Source organism: Hominenteromicrobium mulieris (genome assembly GCF_046197855.1).
GTDB classification, from domain to species: Bacteria; Bacillota; Clostridia; order Oscillospirales; family Acutalibacteraceae; genus Hominenteromicrobium; species Hominenteromicrobium mulieris.
On sequence record NZ_CP173188.1, the window covers coordinates 159,501 to 178,266 of the forward strand.

At 51.5% G+C, this 18,766-nt stretch carries 16 protein-coding genes, 5 tRNA genes and 2 rRNA genes; 16 read left to right on the forward strand and 7 right to left on the reverse strand.

Annotated elements, in window-relative coordinates:
• Nucleotides 1-3: 3 nt before the first annotated feature.
• Both ACI0CA_RS00745 and ACI0CA_RS00750 read right to left on the reverse strand, forming a co-directional pair.
• Complete coding sequence (locus ACI0CA_RS00745) at nt 4-888, reverse strand: 4Fe-4S binding protein (protein WP_308449968.1); 885 nt, start codon at nt 886-888, stop codon at nt 4-6.
• A 25-nt stretch (nt 889-913) separates the two neighbouring features.
• A complete protein-coding gene (locus ACI0CA_RS00750; RefSeq protein WP_308449967.1) occupies nt 914-1,060 on the reverse strand; it encodes a CD1871A family CXXC motif-containing protein in 147 nt (48 codons plus the stop codon).
• 136 nt (nt 1,061-1,196) lie between these two features.
• Between ACI0CA_RS00750 and ACI0CA_RS00755 the strand changes: the two genes are divergently transcribed.
• From ACI0CA_RS00755 to ACI0CA_RS00765, 3 genes are all read left to right on the forward strand, one after another.
• Complete coding sequence (locus tag ACI0CA_RS00755; protein ID WP_308449966.1) at nt 1,197-1,874, forward strand: response regulator transcription factor; 678 nt, start codon at nt 1,197-1,199, stop codon at nt 1,872-1,874.
• Entirely contained in the window at nt 1,871-3,010 is a 1,140-nt protein-coding gene (locus ACI0CA_RS00760; protein ID WP_308449965.1) for a sensor histidine kinase, read from the forward strand. Before ACI0CA_RS00755 ends, ACI0CA_RS00760 begins: the two co-directional genes overlap by 4 nt.
• A gap of 94 nt (nt 3,011-3,104) precedes the next feature.
• Complete coding sequence (locus ACI0CA_RS00765; RefSeq protein ID WP_308449964.1) at nt 3,105-3,314, forward strand: hypothetical protein; 210 nt, start codon at nt 3,105-3,107, stop codon at nt 3,312-3,314.
• A 181-nt stretch (nt 3,315-3,495) separates the two neighbouring features.
• On the opposite strand, the gene ACI0CA_RS00770 is transcribed toward ACI0CA_RS00765, so the two are convergent.
• Nucleotides 3,496-4,359, reverse strand: a complete 864-nt coding sequence (locus tag ACI0CA_RS00770; RefSeq protein ID WP_308449963.1) for a hypothetical protein — start codon at nt 4,357-4,359, stop codon at nt 3,496-3,498.
• Between the two features lie 258 nt (nt 4,360-4,617).
• Between ACI0CA_RS00770 and ACI0CA_RS00775 the strand changes: the two genes are divergently transcribed.
• From ACI0CA_RS00775 to ACI0CA_RS00820, 10 genes are all read left to right on the forward strand, one after another.
• Entirely contained in the window at nt 4,618-5,172 is a 555-nt protein-coding gene (locus ACI0CA_RS00775) for a hypothetical protein (protein ID WP_308449962.1), read from the forward strand.
• 119 nt (nt 5,173-5,291) lie between these two features.
• Nucleotides 5,292-5,963, forward strand: a complete 672-nt coding sequence (locus ACI0CA_RS00780) for a lactate utilization protein (RefSeq protein ID WP_308449961.1) — start codon at nt 5,292-5,294, stop codon at nt 5,961-5,963.
• A 1-nt stretch (nt 5,964) separates the two neighbouring features.
• The gene (locus tag ACI0CA_RS00785) at nt 5,965-7,386 is read left to right on the forward strand and encodes an MATE family efflux transporter (RefSeq protein ID WP_308449960.1); all 1,422 of its coding nucleotides are present in this window, start codon (nt 5,965-5,967) and stop codon (nt 7,384-7,386) included.
• Nucleotides 7,387-8,160: 774 nt separating this feature from the next.
• Nucleotides 8,161-9,677: ribosomal RNA gene (locus ACI0CA_RS00790) — 16S ribosomal RNA — on the forward strand.
• Nucleotides 9,678-9,811: 134 nt separating this feature from the next.
• Nucleotides 9,812-9,887, forward strand: a tRNA-Ala gene (locus tag ACI0CA_RS00795).
• 41 nt (nt 9,888-9,928) lie between these two features.
• Nucleotides 9,929-10,005 (forward strand) — tRNA-Ile (locus ACI0CA_RS00800).
• Between the two features lie 223 nt (nt 10,006-10,228).
• Nucleotides 10,229-13,059, forward strand: a 23S ribosomal RNA gene (locus ACI0CA_RS00805).
• Together the 16S and 23S rRNA genes with 2 tRNA genes alongside form the textbook arrangement of a ribosomal RNA operon.
• 277 nt (nt 13,060-13,336) lie before the next feature.
• On the forward strand, nt 13,337-13,738 hold the full coding sequence (locus ACI0CA_RS00810; RefSeq protein WP_308449958.1) for a hypothetical protein: 402 nt from the start codon (nt 13,337-13,339) through the stop codon (nt 13,736-13,738).
• Nucleotides 13,722-14,210 carry a GNAT family N-acetyltransferase gene (locus ACI0CA_RS00815; RefSeq protein WP_308449957.1) on the forward strand — a complete coding sequence of 163 codons (489 nt, stop codon included), beginning with the start codon at nt 13,722-13,724 and terminating at the stop codon, nt 14,208-14,210. The genes ACI0CA_RS00810 and ACI0CA_RS00815 overlap by 17 nt, the downstream gene beginning before the upstream one ends.
• A 27-nt stretch (nt 14,211-14,237) precedes the next feature.
• Nucleotides 14,238-14,447, forward strand: coding sequence for a hypothetical protein (locus ACI0CA_RS00820; protein ID WP_343285228.1), 210 nt, complete (start codon nt 14,238-14,240; stop codon nt 14,445-14,447).
• 303 nt (nt 14,448-14,750) lie between these two features.
• Here the strand turns inward: ACI0CA_RS00820 and ACI0CA_RS00825 are convergent, their stop codons facing one another.
• The 3 genes from ACI0CA_RS00825 to ACI0CA_RS00835 are packed head-to-tail and all read right to left on the reverse strand — an operon-like array spanning nt 14,751 to nt 17,197.
• On the reverse strand, nt 14,751-15,326 hold the full coding sequence (locus ACI0CA_RS00825; RefSeq protein WP_308449956.1) for an ATP-binding cassette domain-containing protein: 576 nt from the start codon (nt 15,324-15,326) through the stop codon (nt 14,751-14,753).
• A complete protein-coding gene (locus tag ACI0CA_RS00830; RefSeq protein WP_446807021.1) occupies nt 15,310-16,176 on the reverse strand; it encodes an ABC transporter permease in 867 nt (288 codons plus the stop codon). Before ACI0CA_RS00830 ends, ACI0CA_RS00825 begins: the two co-directional genes overlap by 17 nt.
• Nucleotides 16,112-17,197 carry an MqnA/MqnD/SBP family protein gene (locus tag ACI0CA_RS00835; RefSeq protein ID WP_395507347.1) on the reverse strand — a complete coding sequence of 362 codons (1,086 nt, stop codon included), beginning with the start codon at nt 17,195-17,197 and terminating at the stop codon, nt 16,112-16,114. The genes ACI0CA_RS00830 and ACI0CA_RS00835 overlap by 65 nt, the downstream gene beginning before the upstream one ends.
• 306 nt (nt 17,198-17,503) lie before the next feature.
• Between ACI0CA_RS00835 and ACI0CA_RS00840 the strand changes: the two genes are divergently transcribed.
• The 3 genes from ACI0CA_RS00840 to ACI0CA_RS00850 all read left to right on the forward strand — a co-directional run bounded on the left by ACI0CA_RS00840 (nt 17,504) and on the right by ACI0CA_RS00850 (nt 17,781).
• Nucleotides 17,504-17,578, forward strand: a tRNA-Gly gene (locus ACI0CA_RS00840).
• Between the two features lie 45 nt (nt 17,579-17,623).
• Nucleotides 17,624-17,700: transfer RNA gene (locus ACI0CA_RS00845), tRNA-Arg, on the forward strand.
• 4 nt (nt 17,701-17,704) lie between these two features.
• Nucleotides 17,705-17,781: transfer RNA gene (locus ACI0CA_RS00850), tRNA-His, on the forward strand.
• 158 nt (nt 17,782-17,939) lie between these two features.
• Here ACI0CA_RS00850 and ACI0CA_RS00855 read toward each other — a convergent pair.
• Nucleotides 17,940-18,749 (reverse strand): helix-turn-helix domain-containing protein, encoded by an 810-nt coding sequence (locus ACI0CA_RS00855; protein WP_412605813.1) that lies wholly within the window; start codon nt 18,747-18,749, stop codon nt 17,940-17,942.
• Nucleotides 18,750-18,766 lie beyond the last annotated feature (17 nt).

An 18,766-nucleotide genomic window follows, 5' to 3' on the forward strand; every position in this document is an offset into this window, starting at 1 on the left:
TTATTATTGTTTATTATTTTCTGCGGCTTTTTTTGCCGCTTTTGTTTTATCTTTACCGTCTCCGAAGCCGTAACGGAAGCGCACGGCGCCCGTCGGACAGGTGCGTATGCACATTCCGCAGCGGATACACTCGGTATGGTTGGGCGCTTTTGTTACATCCACATCCATCTTGCAGGCTTTGGCGCATTTTCCGCAGGATACACACTTGTTTTTGTCCACCTTTATCTGAAAGAGAGATACCCGGTTGAACAGCGCGTAAAACGCCCCCAGCGGGCAAAGCCACTTGCAGAAGGGACGGTAGAATATTACGCTCAGTACGATTACTGTAAGCAGGACGCTGAATTTCCATGTAAACAGGCTTCCCAGCGCCGACCGGATACCGGAATTGGCAAGGGACAGCGGGATGGCTCCCTCCAGCACGCCTTGTGGGCAGAGGTATTTACAGAAGAACGGGTTGCCCATGCCTACATCGTTTACAAGGAACGCCGGCAGCAGGAAAACCATCACCAGCAGTACGGCGTACTTGAGGTATCGCAGGGGCTTGAGTTTCTTTGTGGAGAACTTCTTCGTGGGAATTTTATGCAGTAGTTCCTGAAACCAGCCGAAGGGGCACAGAAAACCGCAGATAAAGCGTCCAAGCAGAACGCCGAGCAAAATGAGAAAGCCTGTGATATAATAGGAAAAACTGAATTTAGAAGAACCCACTACCGCCTGAAACGCCCCGATGGGACAAGCGCCGGAGGCTGCCGGGCAGGAGTAGCAATTCAGCCCGGGCACACAGACGGTTTTCCCTGCGCCTTGGTACAGTTTGCCCTTGAGGAAGTTCGGCAGGTGCAGGTTGGTCAATAAAGTTGCCCCTGCCTGTATCCAGCCGCGAAAGCGGGACATAATCTGTGACGCGCCCGAAAACTTCTTACCCAATGCCTACACACTCCAAACATAATTTAATCGCTTTGCTCAGTACCGTCGCGGCCTCGCCGCGCCATGCGCCGAAGCACAGCATGGCGATACCCACAACCAGCAACGTGGCCTGCGCCGCTGCTTTTTTTGCACAGCTCAATTTTATCACCCTTTCACTTTTTCTGCCATCATCATAGCACAGGAAAGATAAAATCCCTGTTAAGAACGAAAATTTAATGCAGATCTTATCTGCTTTTGCTATAATAAAGAAAAAGGAAATGAAAAGGGGGACTCTTATGCACCTTTTGGTAATTGAAGATGAACGCGCCCTATGCGAGACGATTGTCCGCAGTTTGCGGCGCTTGGCATACAGCGTGGACTACTGCTACGACGGGGAAAAGGCGCTGGAACTTCTGGGTGTGGAGCGCTACGATTTGGTACTTCTTGATCTGAACCTGCCGGGAAAGGACGGCATGACCGTGCTGCGTACCTTGCGGCAGACAGACCGCGAGACGCGGGTGTTGATTCTCTCCGCACGCGGCGAGGTGGAGGACAAGGTTGAGGGGTTGGATGCAGGGGCCAACGACTATCTTGCAAAACCCTTTCACTTGGCTGAACTGGAGGCCCGTATCCGCAGCCTGACCTTGCGGCAGTTCACCCAGCAAGCCGTGTTGCTGACCTGCGGGGAGCTGACGTTCGACACACGCTCCCGCACCGCTGCCGTCAACGGGCAGCCCCTGACACTCACACGTAAGGAGACAGGCATTCTGGAATATCTGATGGTGCATCAGGGACGGCCTGTGAGTCAGGAAGAGCTGATGGAGCACGTCTGGGATAACAGCGTGGACAGCTTCAGCAATTCTATCCGGGTTCATATCTCCGCCCTGCGCAAGAAGCTCCGCGCCGCATTGGGGTTTGACCCCATCCGTAATCGCATCGGCGAAGGCTATTTGATGGGAGGAGAGGAAACATGAAGCGACTTTCCTTGCAGTGGCGCATCACCCTGATGACTGTCCTGCTCATCGGTGTCACCTGTGTTGTCATGAATCTGCTGCTTTGTTCCTCCGGTGTGTACTATATGGACACAATCGCGGACACCTTACAGGGAGGCGACACGGTTATTATGAACAGTGAAGGCGCAGAGAGCTTTAATCCGCAGCTCGTAACGCCCGATGAGGATCTGACTATCGTTGTCAACGGAGCGCAGGGGCGCTTTCGCATGACCAACTGGTATATTACGGCTGTGGTGACACTGCTTAGCGGCGTTCTGGCCTATTTTGTCAGCGGACGCGCGCTCAAGCCGCTGCGCAGCTTTGTATCTCAGGTGGAGAAGGTGCAGCTGAACAACCTGGCGGATATGAGGATTAACGAGAATGTTCTGCCGGAGTTTCGGCAGCTGAGCTGCTCTTTCAATCAGATGCTGGAGCGGTTGGACAACGCCTTTGCCGCCCAGCGGCAGTTCACCGGCAACGCTGCCCACGAACTGCGCACGCCGCTGGCACTGATGCAGGCGCAGCTGGAGCTGTTCTCCGCGGAGCATCCCGATATGCTGCCGGAAACGACGAAGTTTCTCGCACTTTTGCGGGAACAGACGGAGCGACTGACACAGATGACCAAAACGCTGCTTGAAATGAGCAATTTGCAGCAGGTGGCGCGAAACGAGCAGATTCAGCTTGCCCCGATGGTTGAGGAGGTCTTCACAGATCTCGCGCTTTTGGCAGAAAAGCGCAATATTACGCTGGAGATGGAGGGAGACGGCTTCCTCATCGGCAGTGATGCACTGATTTACCGACTGCTTTTTAACCTGACGGAAAATGCAGTCAAGTACAACCGTTCGGGCGGCTCGGTGAAGGTTTCTGTTACGCAGAAGCCGGAAAAGCTTCTGATTCGCGTTTCCGACACCGGCTGCGGCGTCCCGGAGGAATACCAACAGAGCATCTTTCAACCCTTCTTCCGGGTGGATAAGTCCCGCAGCCGGGAGTACGGCGGCGTTGGGCTGGGGCTTTCTTTGGTGTGGGAGATCGCCAATCTCCACGGTGGTTGCGTCCGGGTGGAGGAGAGCTCGAAGAAGGGCACCACGATTGCGGTGGAGCTGCCGGTACAGGGATAAGGCACGCAGAATCTCCGGTGAGCCGTTCGCGGAATACGAACAGATTTAGAAAAGCAGCGGTTTTGCGATGAACAGGAGGGAAAGTGATGAACACATGAAAATCCTATATGAGCTGTCTTGGTTATGGGAAATGCTGGGCATCGCGCTTGCTGCTGCAGCTGTCTGCGTGACTTGTGCCGCACTGATTTGCAAAGCAACGAAGAGGCGGCCCAACAAAAAAATGCTGGCAGTCGTAGGGGCGGCAGCATTTGCCGGTGCAATTCTGGCAGTCCTTCTGATTGCGCGGACACCGATGCCGCTTTGAAGATATTTAATCCTTCGGCAGCTTGGCCGACAACACGAAGAAGCTTGCCTGCACAATCCGTGGCCGGAGAATATATAGGCTGTCAAAAAAAACTCATGCTTTCAAGCGGTGAAAGCATGAGTTTTTCAGTGTGCCGGTATGGACAGCCGCTGGTGTGGTCGGCTTTTTACCTGCGATTTCATTAAATGTGTCGTTTTTTAAGGAGCAGGGCGAGTGCCGCGAGGCTGCCTGCGCAGAGCGTCAGCCAAAGTGTGGGGGCAAAATCATCGCCCGTTTTTGGGTGGTTCGTCGGGCTTGGGGTTGCGGTCGGCACGGCAGTCGGTACGGCTGTGGGAGCTGCCGTAGGTGTCGCCGTTGGTTCCGCTGTGGGCGTGGCCGTCGGTTCTGCGGTTGGGGTTGCCGTGGGCTCCGCTGTGGGCGTGGCCGTCGGTTCTGCCGTGGGCGTTGCGGTGGGCTCTGCAGTCGGTGTTGCCGTCGGTTCCACGGTGGGGGTTGCCGTCGGTTCCGGGGTCGGGGTCAGCTCGGGCGCGGCGATGGTGAAGGTGATATTCAGCCCGTCTCCGTCGCGTGCCAGAGACAAGTCCTTGACGGATGTACCTGAAGACGAAGGGTACTTTACGGAGCCTGTTACGGCTGTTACTTTATAATTTCCCGGTTCTAACGTGTAGGGAATCAAAATGCTTACCCGTGTAGAAGCTGGTAATATGTCATCATCCTCGTCAAAATTTACATATGTGAATGTCGGATCTGTGTCGATCACCGCACCGGTCAGTACGGTTGTATCGCCGGTATCTGTATTCGTAACGGTGAAGGACGTGTCTGCTGACAGTGACAGATTATTGATGGTAATATCCCGTGACGGTTGAGTACTGGCTCCTTTGGATACGAGCAGTGTAAACCCAATGCGCAGCTGCCCGCTTGTAGGCCCCGGCTGTCCCGACTCTGCGCCTACGATCACCACGTCCTCTTGTTGACAGCCTGCCACTGAGAGCAGAGCGAACAGCAGAATGAACACGACTCCGATTTTTATACCCTTGTTTTTCACGGCGTTACCTCCTCATAAATTTGAACGGTGTTTGTTGTGTTCATTATACCATGACATGGGGGGAACGTCAATTAGAATATGCTTAGAATTTATTCGTTTTTATTTTACAGCGGGCAAAATTTTCCGTTGCAGCGGGCAAAACGGTTTTTCTTGCAAATGGGTGTTGCTATCTGCCGTGGGGTATGGTAAAATCAAGCTGTATGACCCGTTTGTTCTATAATAAGAAGAACGAGGAAAAAGAGAGGATTGGTTCAAATCATGAAAAATATAAAAAAGCTGCTGGCTGTTCTGCTGGCCGCGCTGCTGTGCGTATCTGTGACGGCCTGTGCAAACAACAGCTCTTCAAGCACGGCGGTCGCAACGCTGGAGACGTCTTCCACGGCGAGCGAGGGCGAGACCGCGGAGAGTACCGACAAGGACCCTGCGGGCTATGACGACGACATTCAGGGCCTTTGCAAGTATCTTGAAGACTGCAAGGCGGCAGCGGGCGAAAAGGTGCAGATGTCTTACGATGTCATCGGCGCCGAAAACGGCTATAAATATGTATACCGTTACGCAGATTCCGCTGTGCAGCTTGAAGTGTATGAGTTCCCGGCGGAGCTTTCCGAGACCGCTAAGGCGCTTCTGGACGCTGTGCGCGCAGACGGCACCTTTAAGGTGCTGGATAACACCGTTCCGGGTTATCTTTCCAACGACGGCCGCTTCCTTTTGATCTACACCGATGCGAAGTCGGAAAAGGAAGACGCGAATAAAACACACAAGGAGCACGTTCTGGAGTGCTTCAATACGTTTGCGGACGCAAAGGCAAAATAAAAATTTTAGGGGGCGGAAAGGCATGTGCTTTTCCGTCCTTAGTGCTTTCTTATTTTAAAAAATCGGCGGCGGTTAGGCATAAATAGGCATGAAACGCGCCGAAAGGGGAGTTGTACACCATGAACACACAAGATACCGTGCACCGCAAAAGCGCCGCAGAGCTGCGCATACGGCGCGTGATGGACGCACTGGAGAAAAACAACATGCAGGCGTATTATGCGCCCACGTGTGCGGACGCCGTAAAAATCGCAAAAGAGCTGCTGCAGCCGGGCGATGTGATTTCCTGCGGCGGCAGCGTGACGCTGGATGAGACCGGCGTGATGGATTTAATGCGCTGCGGGGACTATGAATTTTTGGACAGAACAACCGCGAAAACGCCCGAGGAGCGCGAGAAGCTGTACCGTGAGGTGTTTTCCTCTGATGTGTTTTTGACGGGCACAAACGCCGTTACGGAGCACGGAGAGCTCTATAATGTAGACGGCAACGGCAACCGCGTGGCGGCGATGCTGTTCGGCCCGAAAAAGGTGCTGGTTTTTGCGGGGTGCAACAAGATTGTGCGCGATATAGACGACGCCGCAAAACGCGTGAAAAGCTGTGCGACGCCCGCAAATGCCATGCGGCTGAATTTGGACACGCCGTGCACGCACGGAGCGTGTCCCGGCACGGACGGCGAGCTGTGCGCGGGCTGCTGCTCGGAAAATCGCATCTGCGCGATGTACACGGTTTTGGCACGCCAGCGCGTGAAGGGCAGAATTCATGTCATTCTCATCGGTGAGGAGGTCGGTTACTGATATGAAAGAAAAGATACAGGCTTTTATGGCGAAACGACAGGCAAAAGGAAAGCGGTCCTACGAGATCGACATGTGCAACGGTCCGCTGCTGGGCAAAATTCTGCGCTTTGCGGTGCCGCTGATGCTTTCCGGCGTTTTGCAGCTGTTTTTTAACGCGGCGGATATTGTGGTGGTCGGCCGCTTTACCGGCCACACGGCGCTGGCGGCGGTGGGCTCTACCGGCGCGCTTATCAATTTGCTCATCAACGTGTTCATCGGCCTTTCCATCGGCACAAACGTGCTTGTGGCGCGCTATTACGGCGCACAGGATGCAAAGCAGCTGAGCGAGACCGTACATACCTCTGTGCTGACAAGTCTTGTGAGCGGCGTTATATTGATTGCCGTGGGCGTTGCGTTTGCGGAGCCGCTGCTGACCCTGATGGGCACCCCGGAGGACGTTTTGGGTCAGGCGGCGCTTTACATGCGCATATACTTTGTGGGCATGCCGGCGATGATGCTGTACAACTTCGGCGCGGCGATTTTGCGCTCTGTGGGCGACACAAAGCGCCCGCTGTACTTTTTGACCATTGCGGGCGTTGTAAACGTCATTTTGAATCTGTTCCTCGTCATTGTGTTCCATCTCGGCGTGGCGGGTGTTGCCATTGCGACGGTCATTTCGCAGGTGATTTCTGCGGGACTTGTGGCCATCTGCCTGATGAAAACGAACGCTTCTTACCGTTTGGAGCTGCATAAGCTGCATATCTATAAAGATAAGTTTTTCGGCATGATGCGTGTCGGCCTGCCGGCGGGCATGCAGGGCGCGGTGTTCTCCATTTCGAACGTGCTCATTCAGTCCTCTATCAACTCGTTCGGCTCTACCGTTATGGCGGGCAGCACGGCTGCGGCCAACATTGAGGGCTTTGTGTACACTGCGATGAACGCGTTTTACCAGACGGCGCTGTCCTTTACCGGGCAGAACATGGGCGCGAAGAAATACGACCGCGTGGCGAAAATTCTGCGCATCTGCATTTTGTGTGTGACCGTGACGGGCGTTGTGCTCGGCTGCGGCGCGTATTTGCTGGGCACACCTTTACTTTCTATATATACGTCTGACCCGGAGGTTATCCAGTACGGTTTGGAGCGTATGCTCATTGTGTGCGTACCGTACTTCCTTTGCGGCATTATGGACACGCACGTGGGCGTTTTGCGCGGTATGGGGTATTCGATCATGCCGATGATTGTATCGCTTACAGGTGCGTGTGCGCTGCGTGTGGTGTGGATCCTGACGGTCTTCCAGATGAACCGCACGCTGTTCATGCTGTTCCTCTCGTACCCGGTGACGTGGGCCGTGACGGCGGCCGCGCATTTTGTGTGCTACCTTATCGTGCACCATAAGATGATGGAAAAGGCGAAAGCGGAGCAGGCCGAGGCGGCAAAAGCATAAAGTATACTTATATATATAGAAGAAACGCGTTGTGGGATGACCGCAGCGCGTTTCTTCTATATATAAAGAGAAAAGCAGAACCGCAAAAAACGCGTCTTCCTATAACTATATATAAGAAGATATAGGGTTGCATTGTAAAGCTTTACGATAACTTCACGGCGATTTTAAGTGTTTTAAAAACTTTTTTCGGATAAAATCAGAAAGATTATGAGGAGGTTCAGAAGTGAAAGGACACTGATGCGCCAGATATATAAGAAGATGTGCTTGAAGCTTTGGGGTACAGAGAGGGGCTTTTGCAACTTTAAGACCACCTTTTCAAAAAGTTTTTCTTGATTTTTTCAAAAAAATTTCGTAAAATAGTTTGCGTAAGCCATGTATATGGGCATGTAAATGCAAAAATGCCCATTCGGAGATACACTATATATTGTGTTTGAATTAAGGCGTAACATATAGATGTAGTTTTTCGAAAAAACTTAAAAAAACTTTCAAAAAAGTGTTGACAAAAGGGGTTGTACGTGGTATTATAGTCAAGCGCTCGAGAGAGACGGCAAAAAACTGAAAGCGAAAAGCTTAAAAGGAAAGCCGCTTGAAAGAGAGCACAGGACCTTGAAAATTAAACAACGAGAGAAAGAATGGAACCTGTAATTTCTTTGAGAGACTCAAAGAAACTTACGAGAAACAGAACTCAACAAATCTGTGACGAACGTCAGAACGACGTTATGAGCGAATTAAAGCTCTGAAAAAGATTTGAGCGCGAAAGCGTTTAGATACAATTTTTTAGAGAGTTTGATCCTGGCTCAGGACGAACGCTGGCGGCGTGCCTAACACATGCAAGTCGAACGGAGTTGAAAGGAGCTTGCTTTTTTCAACTCAGTGGCGGACGGGTGAGTAACGCGTGAGTAACCTGCCTTTCAGAGGGGGATAACGTTCTGAAAAGAACGCTAATACCGCATAAGATTGTAGTTTCGCATGGAGCAGCAATCAAAGGAGCAATCCGCTGAAAGATGGACTCGCGTCCGATTAGATAGTTGGCGGGGTAACGGCCCACCAAGTCGACGATCGGTAGCCGGACTGAGAGGTTGATCGGCCACATTGGGACTGAGACACGGCCCAGACTCCTACGGGAGGCAGCAGTGAGGGATATTGGGCAATGGGGGAAACCCTGACCCAGCAACGCCGCGTGAGGGATGACGGTTTTCGGATTGTAAACCTCTGTCCTCTGTGAAGATAGTGACGGTAGCAGAGGAGGAAGCTCCGGCTAACTACGTGCCAGCAGCCGCGGTAATACGTAGGGAGCAAGCGTTGTCCGGATTTACTGGGTGTAAAGGGTGCGTAGGCGGATTGGCAAGTCAGAAGTGAAATCCATGGGCTTAACCCATGAACTGCTTTTGAAACTGTTAGTCTTGAGTGAAGTAGAGGTAGGCGGAATTCCCGGTGTAGCGGTGAAATGCGTAGAGATCGGGAGGAACACCAGTGGCGAAGGCGGCCTACTGGGCTTTAACTGACGCTGAGGCACGAAAGTGTGGGTAGCAAACAGGATTAGATACCCTGGTAGTCCACACTGTAAACGATGATTACTAGGTGTGGGGGGTCTAACCCCCTCCGTGCCGGAGTTAACACAATAAGTAATCCACCTGGGGAGTACGACCGCAAGGTTGAAACTCAAAGGAATTGACGGGGGCCCGCACAAGCAGTGGAGTATGTGGTTTAATTCGACGCAACGCGAAGAACCTTACCAGGTCTTGACATCCAACTAACGAAGCAGAGATGCATTAGGTGCCCTTCGGGGAAAGTTGAGACAGGTGGTGCATGGTTGTCGTCAGCTCGTGTCGTGAGATGTTGGGTTAAGTCCCGCAACGAGCGCAACCCTTGTGATTAGTTGCTACGCAAGAGCACTCTAATCAGACTGCCGTTGACAAAACGGAGGAAGGTGGGGACGACGTCAAATCATCATGCCCTTTATGACCTGGGCTACACACGTACTACAATGGTCGTTAACAGAGGGAAGCAATACCGCGAGGTGGAGCAAAACCCTAAAAACGGTCTCAGTTCAGATTGTAGGCTGCAACTCGCCTACATGAAGTTGGAATTGCTAGTAATCGCGGATCAGCATGCCGCGGTGAATACGTTCCCGGGCCTTGTACACACCGCCCGTCACACCATGGGAGCCGGTAATACCCGAAGTCAGTAGTTTAACCGTAAGGAGAACGCTGCCGAAGGTAGGATTGGCGACTGGGGTGAAGTCGTAACAAGGTAGCCGTATCGGAAGGTGCGGCTGGATCACCTCCTTTCTATGGAGAACCAAGAACAGCTAAGGTTGTTCTTCAACATCCTAGGTTAGATTGCAGGGGAAACTTTTAATCGTTGTTTAATTTTGAGGGTCTTGATCCTCAAGAACGGGGCATCTTCGTTCTGAAAAGAATATGGGGGTGTAGCTCAGCTGGGAGAGCACCTGCTTTGCAAGCAGGGGGTCATCGGTTCGATCCCGTTCATCTCCACCAAGGGCCGAAAGGTTCGAACAACCGGTGGTTTAACTAGATATGGGCTTATAGCTCAGCCGGTTAGAGCGCACGCCTGATAAGCGTGAGGTCGGTGGTTCGAGTCCACTTAAGCCCACCAAGCGGAGCAATCCGCAAAATGTACCTTGAAAACTGAATAAAGCGAAGCAGATAAAAATGCGAGAAAACTGTTATTTACTAGAGAATTATTTAAAAGGTCTAACGATCCAAATAATTGTTTAGGGTAATAACTGCAATTTCAAAGAAGCGAAAAAGTTTAAGTTTATTCTTTGCAAAGAGAAATAACTACAAAACTCATTTCTAATTCCAAGAAGAGAACACATGGTCAAGCTACAAAGAGCGCAAGGGGAATGCCTTGGCACTGGGAGCCGATGAAGGACGCGACTAACTGCGATAAGCTACGGGGAGCCGTAAGTAGGCATTGATCCGTAGATTTCCGAATGGAGCAATCCGATTAAAGTCATGTTTAATCATCATACACTGAATACATAGGTGTATGAGGGGAACCGCCTGAACTGAAACATCTAAGTAGGGCGAGGAAGAGAAATCAACCGAGATTCCGCTAGTAGTGGCGAGCGAACGCGGAGGAGGCCAAACCAAGAGTAGTAATACTTTTGGGGTTTGGACAGCAATGTGTAGGATTAAGTTTAGCAGAATGGCATGGGAAGGCCAACGAAACAGTGTGAGAGTCACGTATGCGAAAAGCAAAATCCGCTAGCTGTATCCAGAGTACCGCCGGACACGTGAAACCCGGTGGGAATATGGGGGGACCACCCTCCAAGCCTAAATACTACCCAGTGACCGATAGTGTATAGTACTGTGAAGGAAAGGTGAAAAGGACCCCGGGAGGGGAGTGAAAAAGAACCTGAAACCTTGTGCTTACAAGCACCGAGAGCCCATCAACGGGTGATCGGGTACCTTTTGTAGAATGGTCCGGCGAGTGAATGTAACTGGCGAGGTTAAGGACTTAAGGTCCGGAGCCGTAGCGAGAGCGAGTCTGAATAGGGCGTATGAAGTCAGTTGTATTCGACCCGAAACCGGGTGACCTACCCATGTCCAGGTTGAAGTGGAGGTAAAACTCCATGGAGGACCGAACCGACTCCCGTTGAAATGGTAGCGGATGAGGTGTGGGTAGCGGAGAAATTCCAATCGAACCCGGAGATAGCTGGTTCTCTCCGAAATAGTTTTAGGACTAGCCTCGTATTAGATTACCGGAGGTAAAGCACTGAATGAGCTAGGGGCCGAGAGGTTACTGAACTCTATCAAACTCAGAATGCCGGATAATTGATGTACGGGAGTCAGACAGTGTGAGATAAGTTTCATTGTCAAAAGGGAAACAGCCCAGACCCACAGCTAAGGTCCCAAAGTACGGTTAAGTGGAAAAGGATGTGGGGTTGCACAGACAACCAGGATGTTGGCTTAGAAGCAGCCACTCATTAAAAGAGTGCGTAATAGCTCACTGGTCGAGTGACCCTGCGCCGAAAATTTAACGGGGCTAAATCGTACACCGAAGCTTGGGATGCAGTAATGCATGGTAGGAGAGCGTCGTATAAGGGGTGAAGTCAGAGCGTAAGCGCTGGTGGACTTTATACGAGTGAGAATGCCGGAATGAGTAGCGAGAAATATGTGAGAATCATATTGGCCGAAAATCTAAGGTTTTTGGAGGAAGGTTCGTCCGCTCCAAGTAAGCCGGGAGCTAAGGTGAGGCCGAAAGGCGTAGCCGATGCACATACGGTAGATATTCCGTAGCCGCCAAAAGATTTAAGTAAGAGGACACCTTGAAAGGACTTGACCCGGGCGATGGTTGCCCCGGGCGAAAGGGACCGAAATTTAGTAGGGAAGCAAGTTTGGACGAGGGCGAGAAAAGTCTTATGTATATCTTCGGCGCCCGTACCGCAAACCGACACAGGTAGATAGGAAGAGAATTCTAAGGCCAACGGGAGAAGGGTAGTTAAGGAACTCGGCAAATTGACCCCGTAACTTAGGAATAAGGGGTGCCACAGCGATGTGGTCGCAGAGAATAGGCCCAGGCAACTGTTTATCAAAAACACAGGTCTCTGCCAAATCGAAAGATGAAGTATAGGGGCTGACACCTGCCCGGTGCTGGAAGGTTAAGAGGAGATGTGCAAGCATTGAATTGAAGCCCCAGTAAACGGCGGCCGTAACTATAACGGTCCTAAGGTAGCGAAATTCCTTGTCGGGTAAGTTCCGACCCGCACGAATGGTGTAATGATCTGGGCACTGTCTCAATTACCCGCCCGGCGAAATTGTAGTACCGGTGAAGATGCCGGTTACCCGCGACAAGACGGAAAGACCCCATGGAGCTTTACTGTAGCTTAATATTGGGTTTCGATAATTTATGTATAGGATAGGCGGGAGACTAGGAAACCGTGGCGCCAGCCACGGCGGAGTCGACGTTGGAATACCGCTCTTAAGTTATTGGAATTCTAACCTGCGGCCATGAATCTGGCCGGGGGACATTGTTAGGTGGGCAGTTTGACTGGGGCGGTCGCCTCCAAAAAGGTAACGGAGGCGCTCAAAGGTTGGCTCAGCATGGTTGGAAACCATGCCTTAGAGTGTAAACGTGTAAGCCAGCCTAACTGCGAGGATGACGGTCCGAGCAGTAACGAAAGTTGGAGTTAGTGATCCGGCGGTATGAGAGTGGAATTGCCGTCGCTCAACGGATAAAAGCTACCCTGGGGATAACAGGCTGATCTCCCCCAAGAGTCCACATCGACGGGGAGGTTTGGCACCTCGATGTCGGCTCATCACATCCTGGGGCTGTATTCGGTCCCAAGGGTTCGGCTGTTCGCCGATTAAAGTGGTACGCGAGCTGGGTTCAGAACGTCGTGAGACAGTTCGGTCCCTATCTGTCGTGGGCGCAGGATATTTGAGGAGAGCTGTCCTTAGTACGAGAGGACCGGGATGGACGCACCTCTGGCGCACCAGTTGTCACGCCAGTGGCACAGCTGGGCAACTATGTGCGGAACGGATAAACGCTGAAAGCATCTAAGCGTGAAGCCGACTCCAAGATTAGATATCCCATAGCGTAAGCTAGTAAGACCCCTTGTAGACTACAAGGTTGATAGGCTGCATGTGTAAGCACGGTAACGTGTTCAGCTTGGCAGTACTAATAGGTCGAGGGCTTGACCATAATCCTTCTTGGTTCAAGATTGCGCTTTCTTCTCCCATTCTACTCTTGCTTCTCCCTTTATTCAGTTTTCAGGGTATATAAAACCTACAGGATACACACTTGTGTATCCTGTTTTTTGTTATATTGAAAACGATTCCGATTTAAAAATGTGGTTTTGTCCAAAGTATAATAATAAAGGAATTTGGACTGCGAGGAAAATACGTTGACAATTGGTAACGCAGTTACAGGGTGACAGGGCGTTTGTGCCATGTTTGAATGATGCGGAGGAATGCTGATTATGGTGCGGATCGAATTTTTGGGCGCATGGAAAGACAAGGACGTGCAGGCTGTGCGGGACGTGACGGTGACGGGCATTGAAAAAAAACTGAAAATTTCGGTTTTACCCGCATATTTTGAAGAGGAATATTCTTTAATAGAAGAAAATTGCTTGGCTTTCTCCGAAAATTGTATGAGGAACAAAAAAATTGCACCTGTGGAGTGTGGTGAGGCAGAACGACGGATGAGCGGTGTGAAAATCACGATCTCGCTGTTTCCTGCGGGGAACGGGCGTATGCGGCGGCAGACTGCGCAGGAGATCACGAAAAATATTGCGCTGAAGACGGGGATATCCAAGGATAATATTTCGGTCACGCTCGATGCGCCGCCGCAGGAGAGGAGAAGCTATGCCGAAGAACGTTGAAAACTTTGAGATCCGCACACTCGGACGTGATGATTACGCGCAGGCGGCGGAAATTTTTGCGTTTGTGCATGCGCTGCACCAAGCAAATCGCCCGGATATTTACAGAAAGACGAATGTCCCGCTCGGCGAAGACGAATTTTTCAAAATGTGCGATGACCCGCACGAAATCATGCTGTGTGCGGTGCGAGACGGCAAAATTTTAGGGCTTGCCCGCACGGTGATGCGGGGAAATGCCGGGGATGCGGTTACTTTGTCGCGTGTGCGGGCGGTTATGGAGGAACTGGCCGTGTTGCCGCAGGCACAGGGCATGGGCATCGGCACGGCACTGCTGTATGCGAGCGAGGCGGAAGCGAAGCGCCGCGGTGCGGAATCTTTGGAGCTGATGGTGTGGTCGTTTAATAAATCGGCGATGCGGTTTTATGAAAGCGCCGGCATGACGGTGCGAAGCTTTGTGATGGAAAAGAAATTGTAAGCGCGCAAGTGTTATGTAAATCAAGCGGTGGAAGCGCTGGCGGCGGAGACCTCGGACACGGTGTGTCTGGGCGTTGGTCTGCATAGCGGCTACGGTGCGGCGCAGCGCATGTACGTGCTGCGCGGGTATGTGCCGGACGGCTCCGGCGTGTGGTATGAGGGCCGCGTGTGGGACCAATATGCGCCGTGCGTGAACGATGACGAGCTGAATTTGTTCCTTTCTAAGAAGCTTTTTTGATGTATTGTGTGGCAATTTAAAATAGAAATAGATACAATTAAAAGCCCTGCATTCTTTTTCTTTGAAAGATGAGAATGCAGGGCTTCGCTTGTTGCATTTTATGGATTTGCTATGCAAATCCATCGGAAATCCCCTTAATAGGGTTTTCCACGAGCAGACAGTCCACTGGACCGTCTCCTCTCCTTTCCTGATTTTTATGCAGGCAAAAAAATTCGCTTTCTGCGGAAAGCGACCAACTTTCTGAAAAAAGTTGGATCAAAAACTTTTAACGTTGCGGCGCGGTGATTTACGACAGTGCGCAAATCATTTTTCCGTTTCCATCTCGATGATTTTTGCGGCTGCTAAATCTTTGGCATCGCGGGGATCGTGGGTGACGAGGATCGTGGTGCGGTTCTTGAGGTTTTCTTTTACGAACTGCATGACTTTTTCGCGGGTCAGATCGTCGAGACCTTTAAACGGCTCGTCGAGCAGGACGGCGTCACCGCTTGTCAGCATGGCGCGGACGATGGAAACGCGCCTTGCCATGCCGCCGGAGAGCTGCACGGCGTTCTTTTTGAGGTCCTCGGGGTCGAACCCGACCTGCAAAAGCGCTTTTTCTGCGGCTGTTTCCGTGCACCCGGCGGCGACGGAAATGTTTTTAGCGGCGGTGAGGTACGGCAGCAGCCGGTCTTCCTGAAACACGGCGCTCGGCTTTTGAAAGCCATGGATTTCGCCAGAATCCGCAGGCAGAAGATTTAATAAGACGGAGAGCAGCGTGGTTTTGCCGCAGCCGGAGCGCCCGGAAACGGCGGTGACTTGGTGCTCCGGAAACTCGGCGGAGAAATTTTTGAGGATTTCCGCTTCACCACGCTTTACGATGAGATTATGCACGCTTGCCATTTAACACGTCCTCCATTTTGAGCTTTTTTAAGACCAACCGCAGCAAAAGCATAAAAAGCTTTTCAAATGCGACGCTGACAGCGACGACGACGACCGTCCACGCAAGCAGCTCGCTTGTCTGCAAAAAGATTTTGGCCTGATAAAACACCGCGCCGATGGAGCCGTCCGGCGTGCCGATGACCTCGGCGGCGATGCCGCTTTTCCAACATAGTCCGAGCGACACGGAGCAGGCGGAGACGAAAAACGGCGCGACGGCGGGCAGGTAGATGTAAAGCAGCTTTTTGCTGACTGAGAGCCTGAAAACCTGCGCCATTTCGAGCAATTCTTCGTCTGCGCTGCGGATGCCCTCTAAGACGTTCATGTAAATGACGGGGAAGACCATCAGCATGGAGATGATGACGGACAAATTTTTTCCGGAAAACCACAGCAGCACCAAAATGATGAACGACGCGACCGGCGTGGCTTTAATGGCGGCCGTGATGGGGCGCAGGAGAGTCTCAACGACCCAAAACCGCGAGGCGACCCACCCGAGCACCGTGCCGAGCGTGAGCGCGGTGAAAAATCCGCCTAAAATGCGCGCAGCGGAATACCACACGGTCTTTAAAAAATCGGGGTCGAAAATGACCGTGAACAGCGTTTGTACGACCTTTACGGGCGAGACGAGCACGAGTTCAGAGCCGACGCAGAGGCTGACGACATGCCACACCAATAGCCAAAAAGCCACAGCGCATGTGGCGGCTATGGCTTTCTGTTTCTTTGTTTTCACTTTTTTCTGCTTTGCGGGGTTATTCCGTATAGTAGAAAGCGTCATCGGGCAGCGTTCCTCCAACAGACTTCGGGTCGGCGTCAAAGAGCACCTGTAAATAGCCGGAGACCTTCTCCTTCATTTCTTCACCCTTGATGAAGTGGATGTTGCAGCCGGGCAGAGCCTTTAAAGCAATGGGCTCCTTCGGCACGATCTCATACTGTGCGATGAGCTTTGCAGCGTCTTCCGCATTCGTCTCGGTATAGTTGATGGAAGCTTCGTATTCCTCGAGGAACTTTTCAACAGCGGCGGGATTTTCCTCCAGCACATCGGTGCGGATGATCGTGACGCCGGTGACGAGCGTACTGCCGTTATCGAGCTTATCCCACTCATCGGTGAGGCTGAGCGCGATGCGGAGCTTGTCGTTCTGCATCATAGCGGTGGTGACGAACGGCTGCGGCAGCACGGCGATGGCATCGTCGGCCTCGGCAAGCGCTGCGGCGACCTCGGTCGCTTCGGATTTATACTCGATGGTCACGTCGGTCTCGGGATCGATACCGTTTTCGCGCAGAATGTAGTTGAGCGCGAACTCCGGTGTGGTGCCTTTGCCGGTGGAATAGATCGTCTTGCCTTTGAGGTCTTCAACGGATTGGATGCTTTCGCCGGTTTCAACGACGTAGAGCACGCCGAGCGTGTTGATGTCGAGAATCTTGATGCCGCCCTCGGTCTTGTTGTACAGCACGGAAGCGAGGTTGCACGGTACATTTGCAATGTCGATCGTCTTATTCGCGATGCCGGCGGTAATTTCGTCTGCGGTGCCGTACATCGTGACGTTGTAGGTGTTTGCGGTCTCGCCGTTTTCGGCGTCCTGCATCAGCTTGACCATGCCCATGGTAGTCGGTCCCTTGAGGGAAGCGACTTCATAGGTGGCGGGGGTGAACGCCTCCGGCGCTTCGGTGGGTTCGGCGGTCGGTTCAGCCGTAGGCTCGGCGGTGGGCTCTGCCGTGGCTTCAACGCTGCTTTCGGAAGATGTGCTCTCGGAGGAGGCGGCACCGCTCTGGCCGCAGGCTGCAAATACCGTCATGCACAGCAGCATGGCGAGCAAAACAGCGGTTATTTTCTTCATTTGAAACGGTCCTTTCTTTTGCGGCATTCCGCCGCGGAAATCGTTCGGGAGTTTGTCTCGGCGAACAGTATTATCGTAGCACAAAAGGGCGCGCATTGTCAACGAATTGTCAATTTTCTGCGCGATTTTTCTTTTGAAAGCGGAAGGGAGTTTGTATGGCGGTTTCACACACGAAAGCAAAATTTGAAAACTTCCCGTCGTCGGGAATAAAAAGGGTGCCCGGCGCGAAAAATATGCGAAAAAATAGAAGAAAACAGGTTGACGAACGGAACCTTCTGTGCTATAATCATCAGTGTCGCAGAATATGCGGGTGTAGTTCAATGGCTAGAATCCCAGCCTTCCAAGCTGGTCGTGTGGGTTCGATTCCCATCACCCGCTCCAACCCGCAGAAAAGGGACGATTGCCTTGGGCGGCATAAAGAGATATGCGCCAATAGCTCAGCTGGATAGAGCAACTGCCTTCTAAGCAGTAGGTCAGGGGTTCGAGTCCCTTTTGGCGCGCCATATGGTGGATGTAGCTTAGCTGGTTAAAGCGCCAGTTTGTGGCACTGGAGACCGTGGGTTCGAATCCCATCTTCCACCCCATATCAAGAGGATGTAACTGATTTCAGTTACATCCTCTTATTTTTTGCCTAAAAATGGACAAGTGTTATTATTCGTGAGTACAATGCAACGTTTTTTAGAACCAAATCGGCGGCTTGATAAAACAATTTCCATTGGAATCACAGTTACTACCGATTTGATCAGGAATTTTTATATTCGGATGGTGTCATCCCCGTTTTGTTTTTGAACACTTTCAAAAAGTAGAAATAGTCCTCAAACCCACAGGCTGTACTGGTTTCAGAAATAGTATAGCCGGACCTGAGCATACGCTTTGCCTGGTTGACACGCAAGGTTACCTGCATTTGTTTGATCGTCATACCATATACTGTTTGGAATATAGTATTTAGACGGTTGTATGTTTTCCCAAAGGTATCCTCATAATCCCGATTTTTCAAGTGCTGGCCTTTGTTGTCATCAATATATTGTAAGATTCGGTAGGCCAGTCTGCTTTCCAAATTACACCAAAGCTCTCTTTTTTGCACAGCGAAACTAATCTGGTACAGAATCGCCTGAATTTGGGATGATAAAAAATTTTTGCTTGAAAAAGGCAATGTTCGGTGCTGAATCGCGTACTCCATCAGATCAAAGCAGGGTAGCTCCAGAGGAATCTGCCCATGTAACGGAAGCAAAATATGATTGGTATCTACCTTTACAGGCGGTGGAATCTGAATACCTGTTGCCTGAAAATGAGCAAAATAGGCTGCATGATTATCATATTGAAGCCCGCAATGCTGCACGTAAGGAGGCAACAGGAAAAATTCGCCGCTATGAACGACGTAATTCTCACCGTAAACACGGAAAGAGCGTTCTCCGCTGATCATCAACACCAGTACCCACTGCGTCATCATTCTATCCGGATGCATATTATTGCCGCTAAACTTATCGACATCCTCCACGCGAATCTCCTCGTTTAACTGAAACCAGTAGAGATCGGTTTGTTTTATATCCATGGTTGAACATCTGCCTT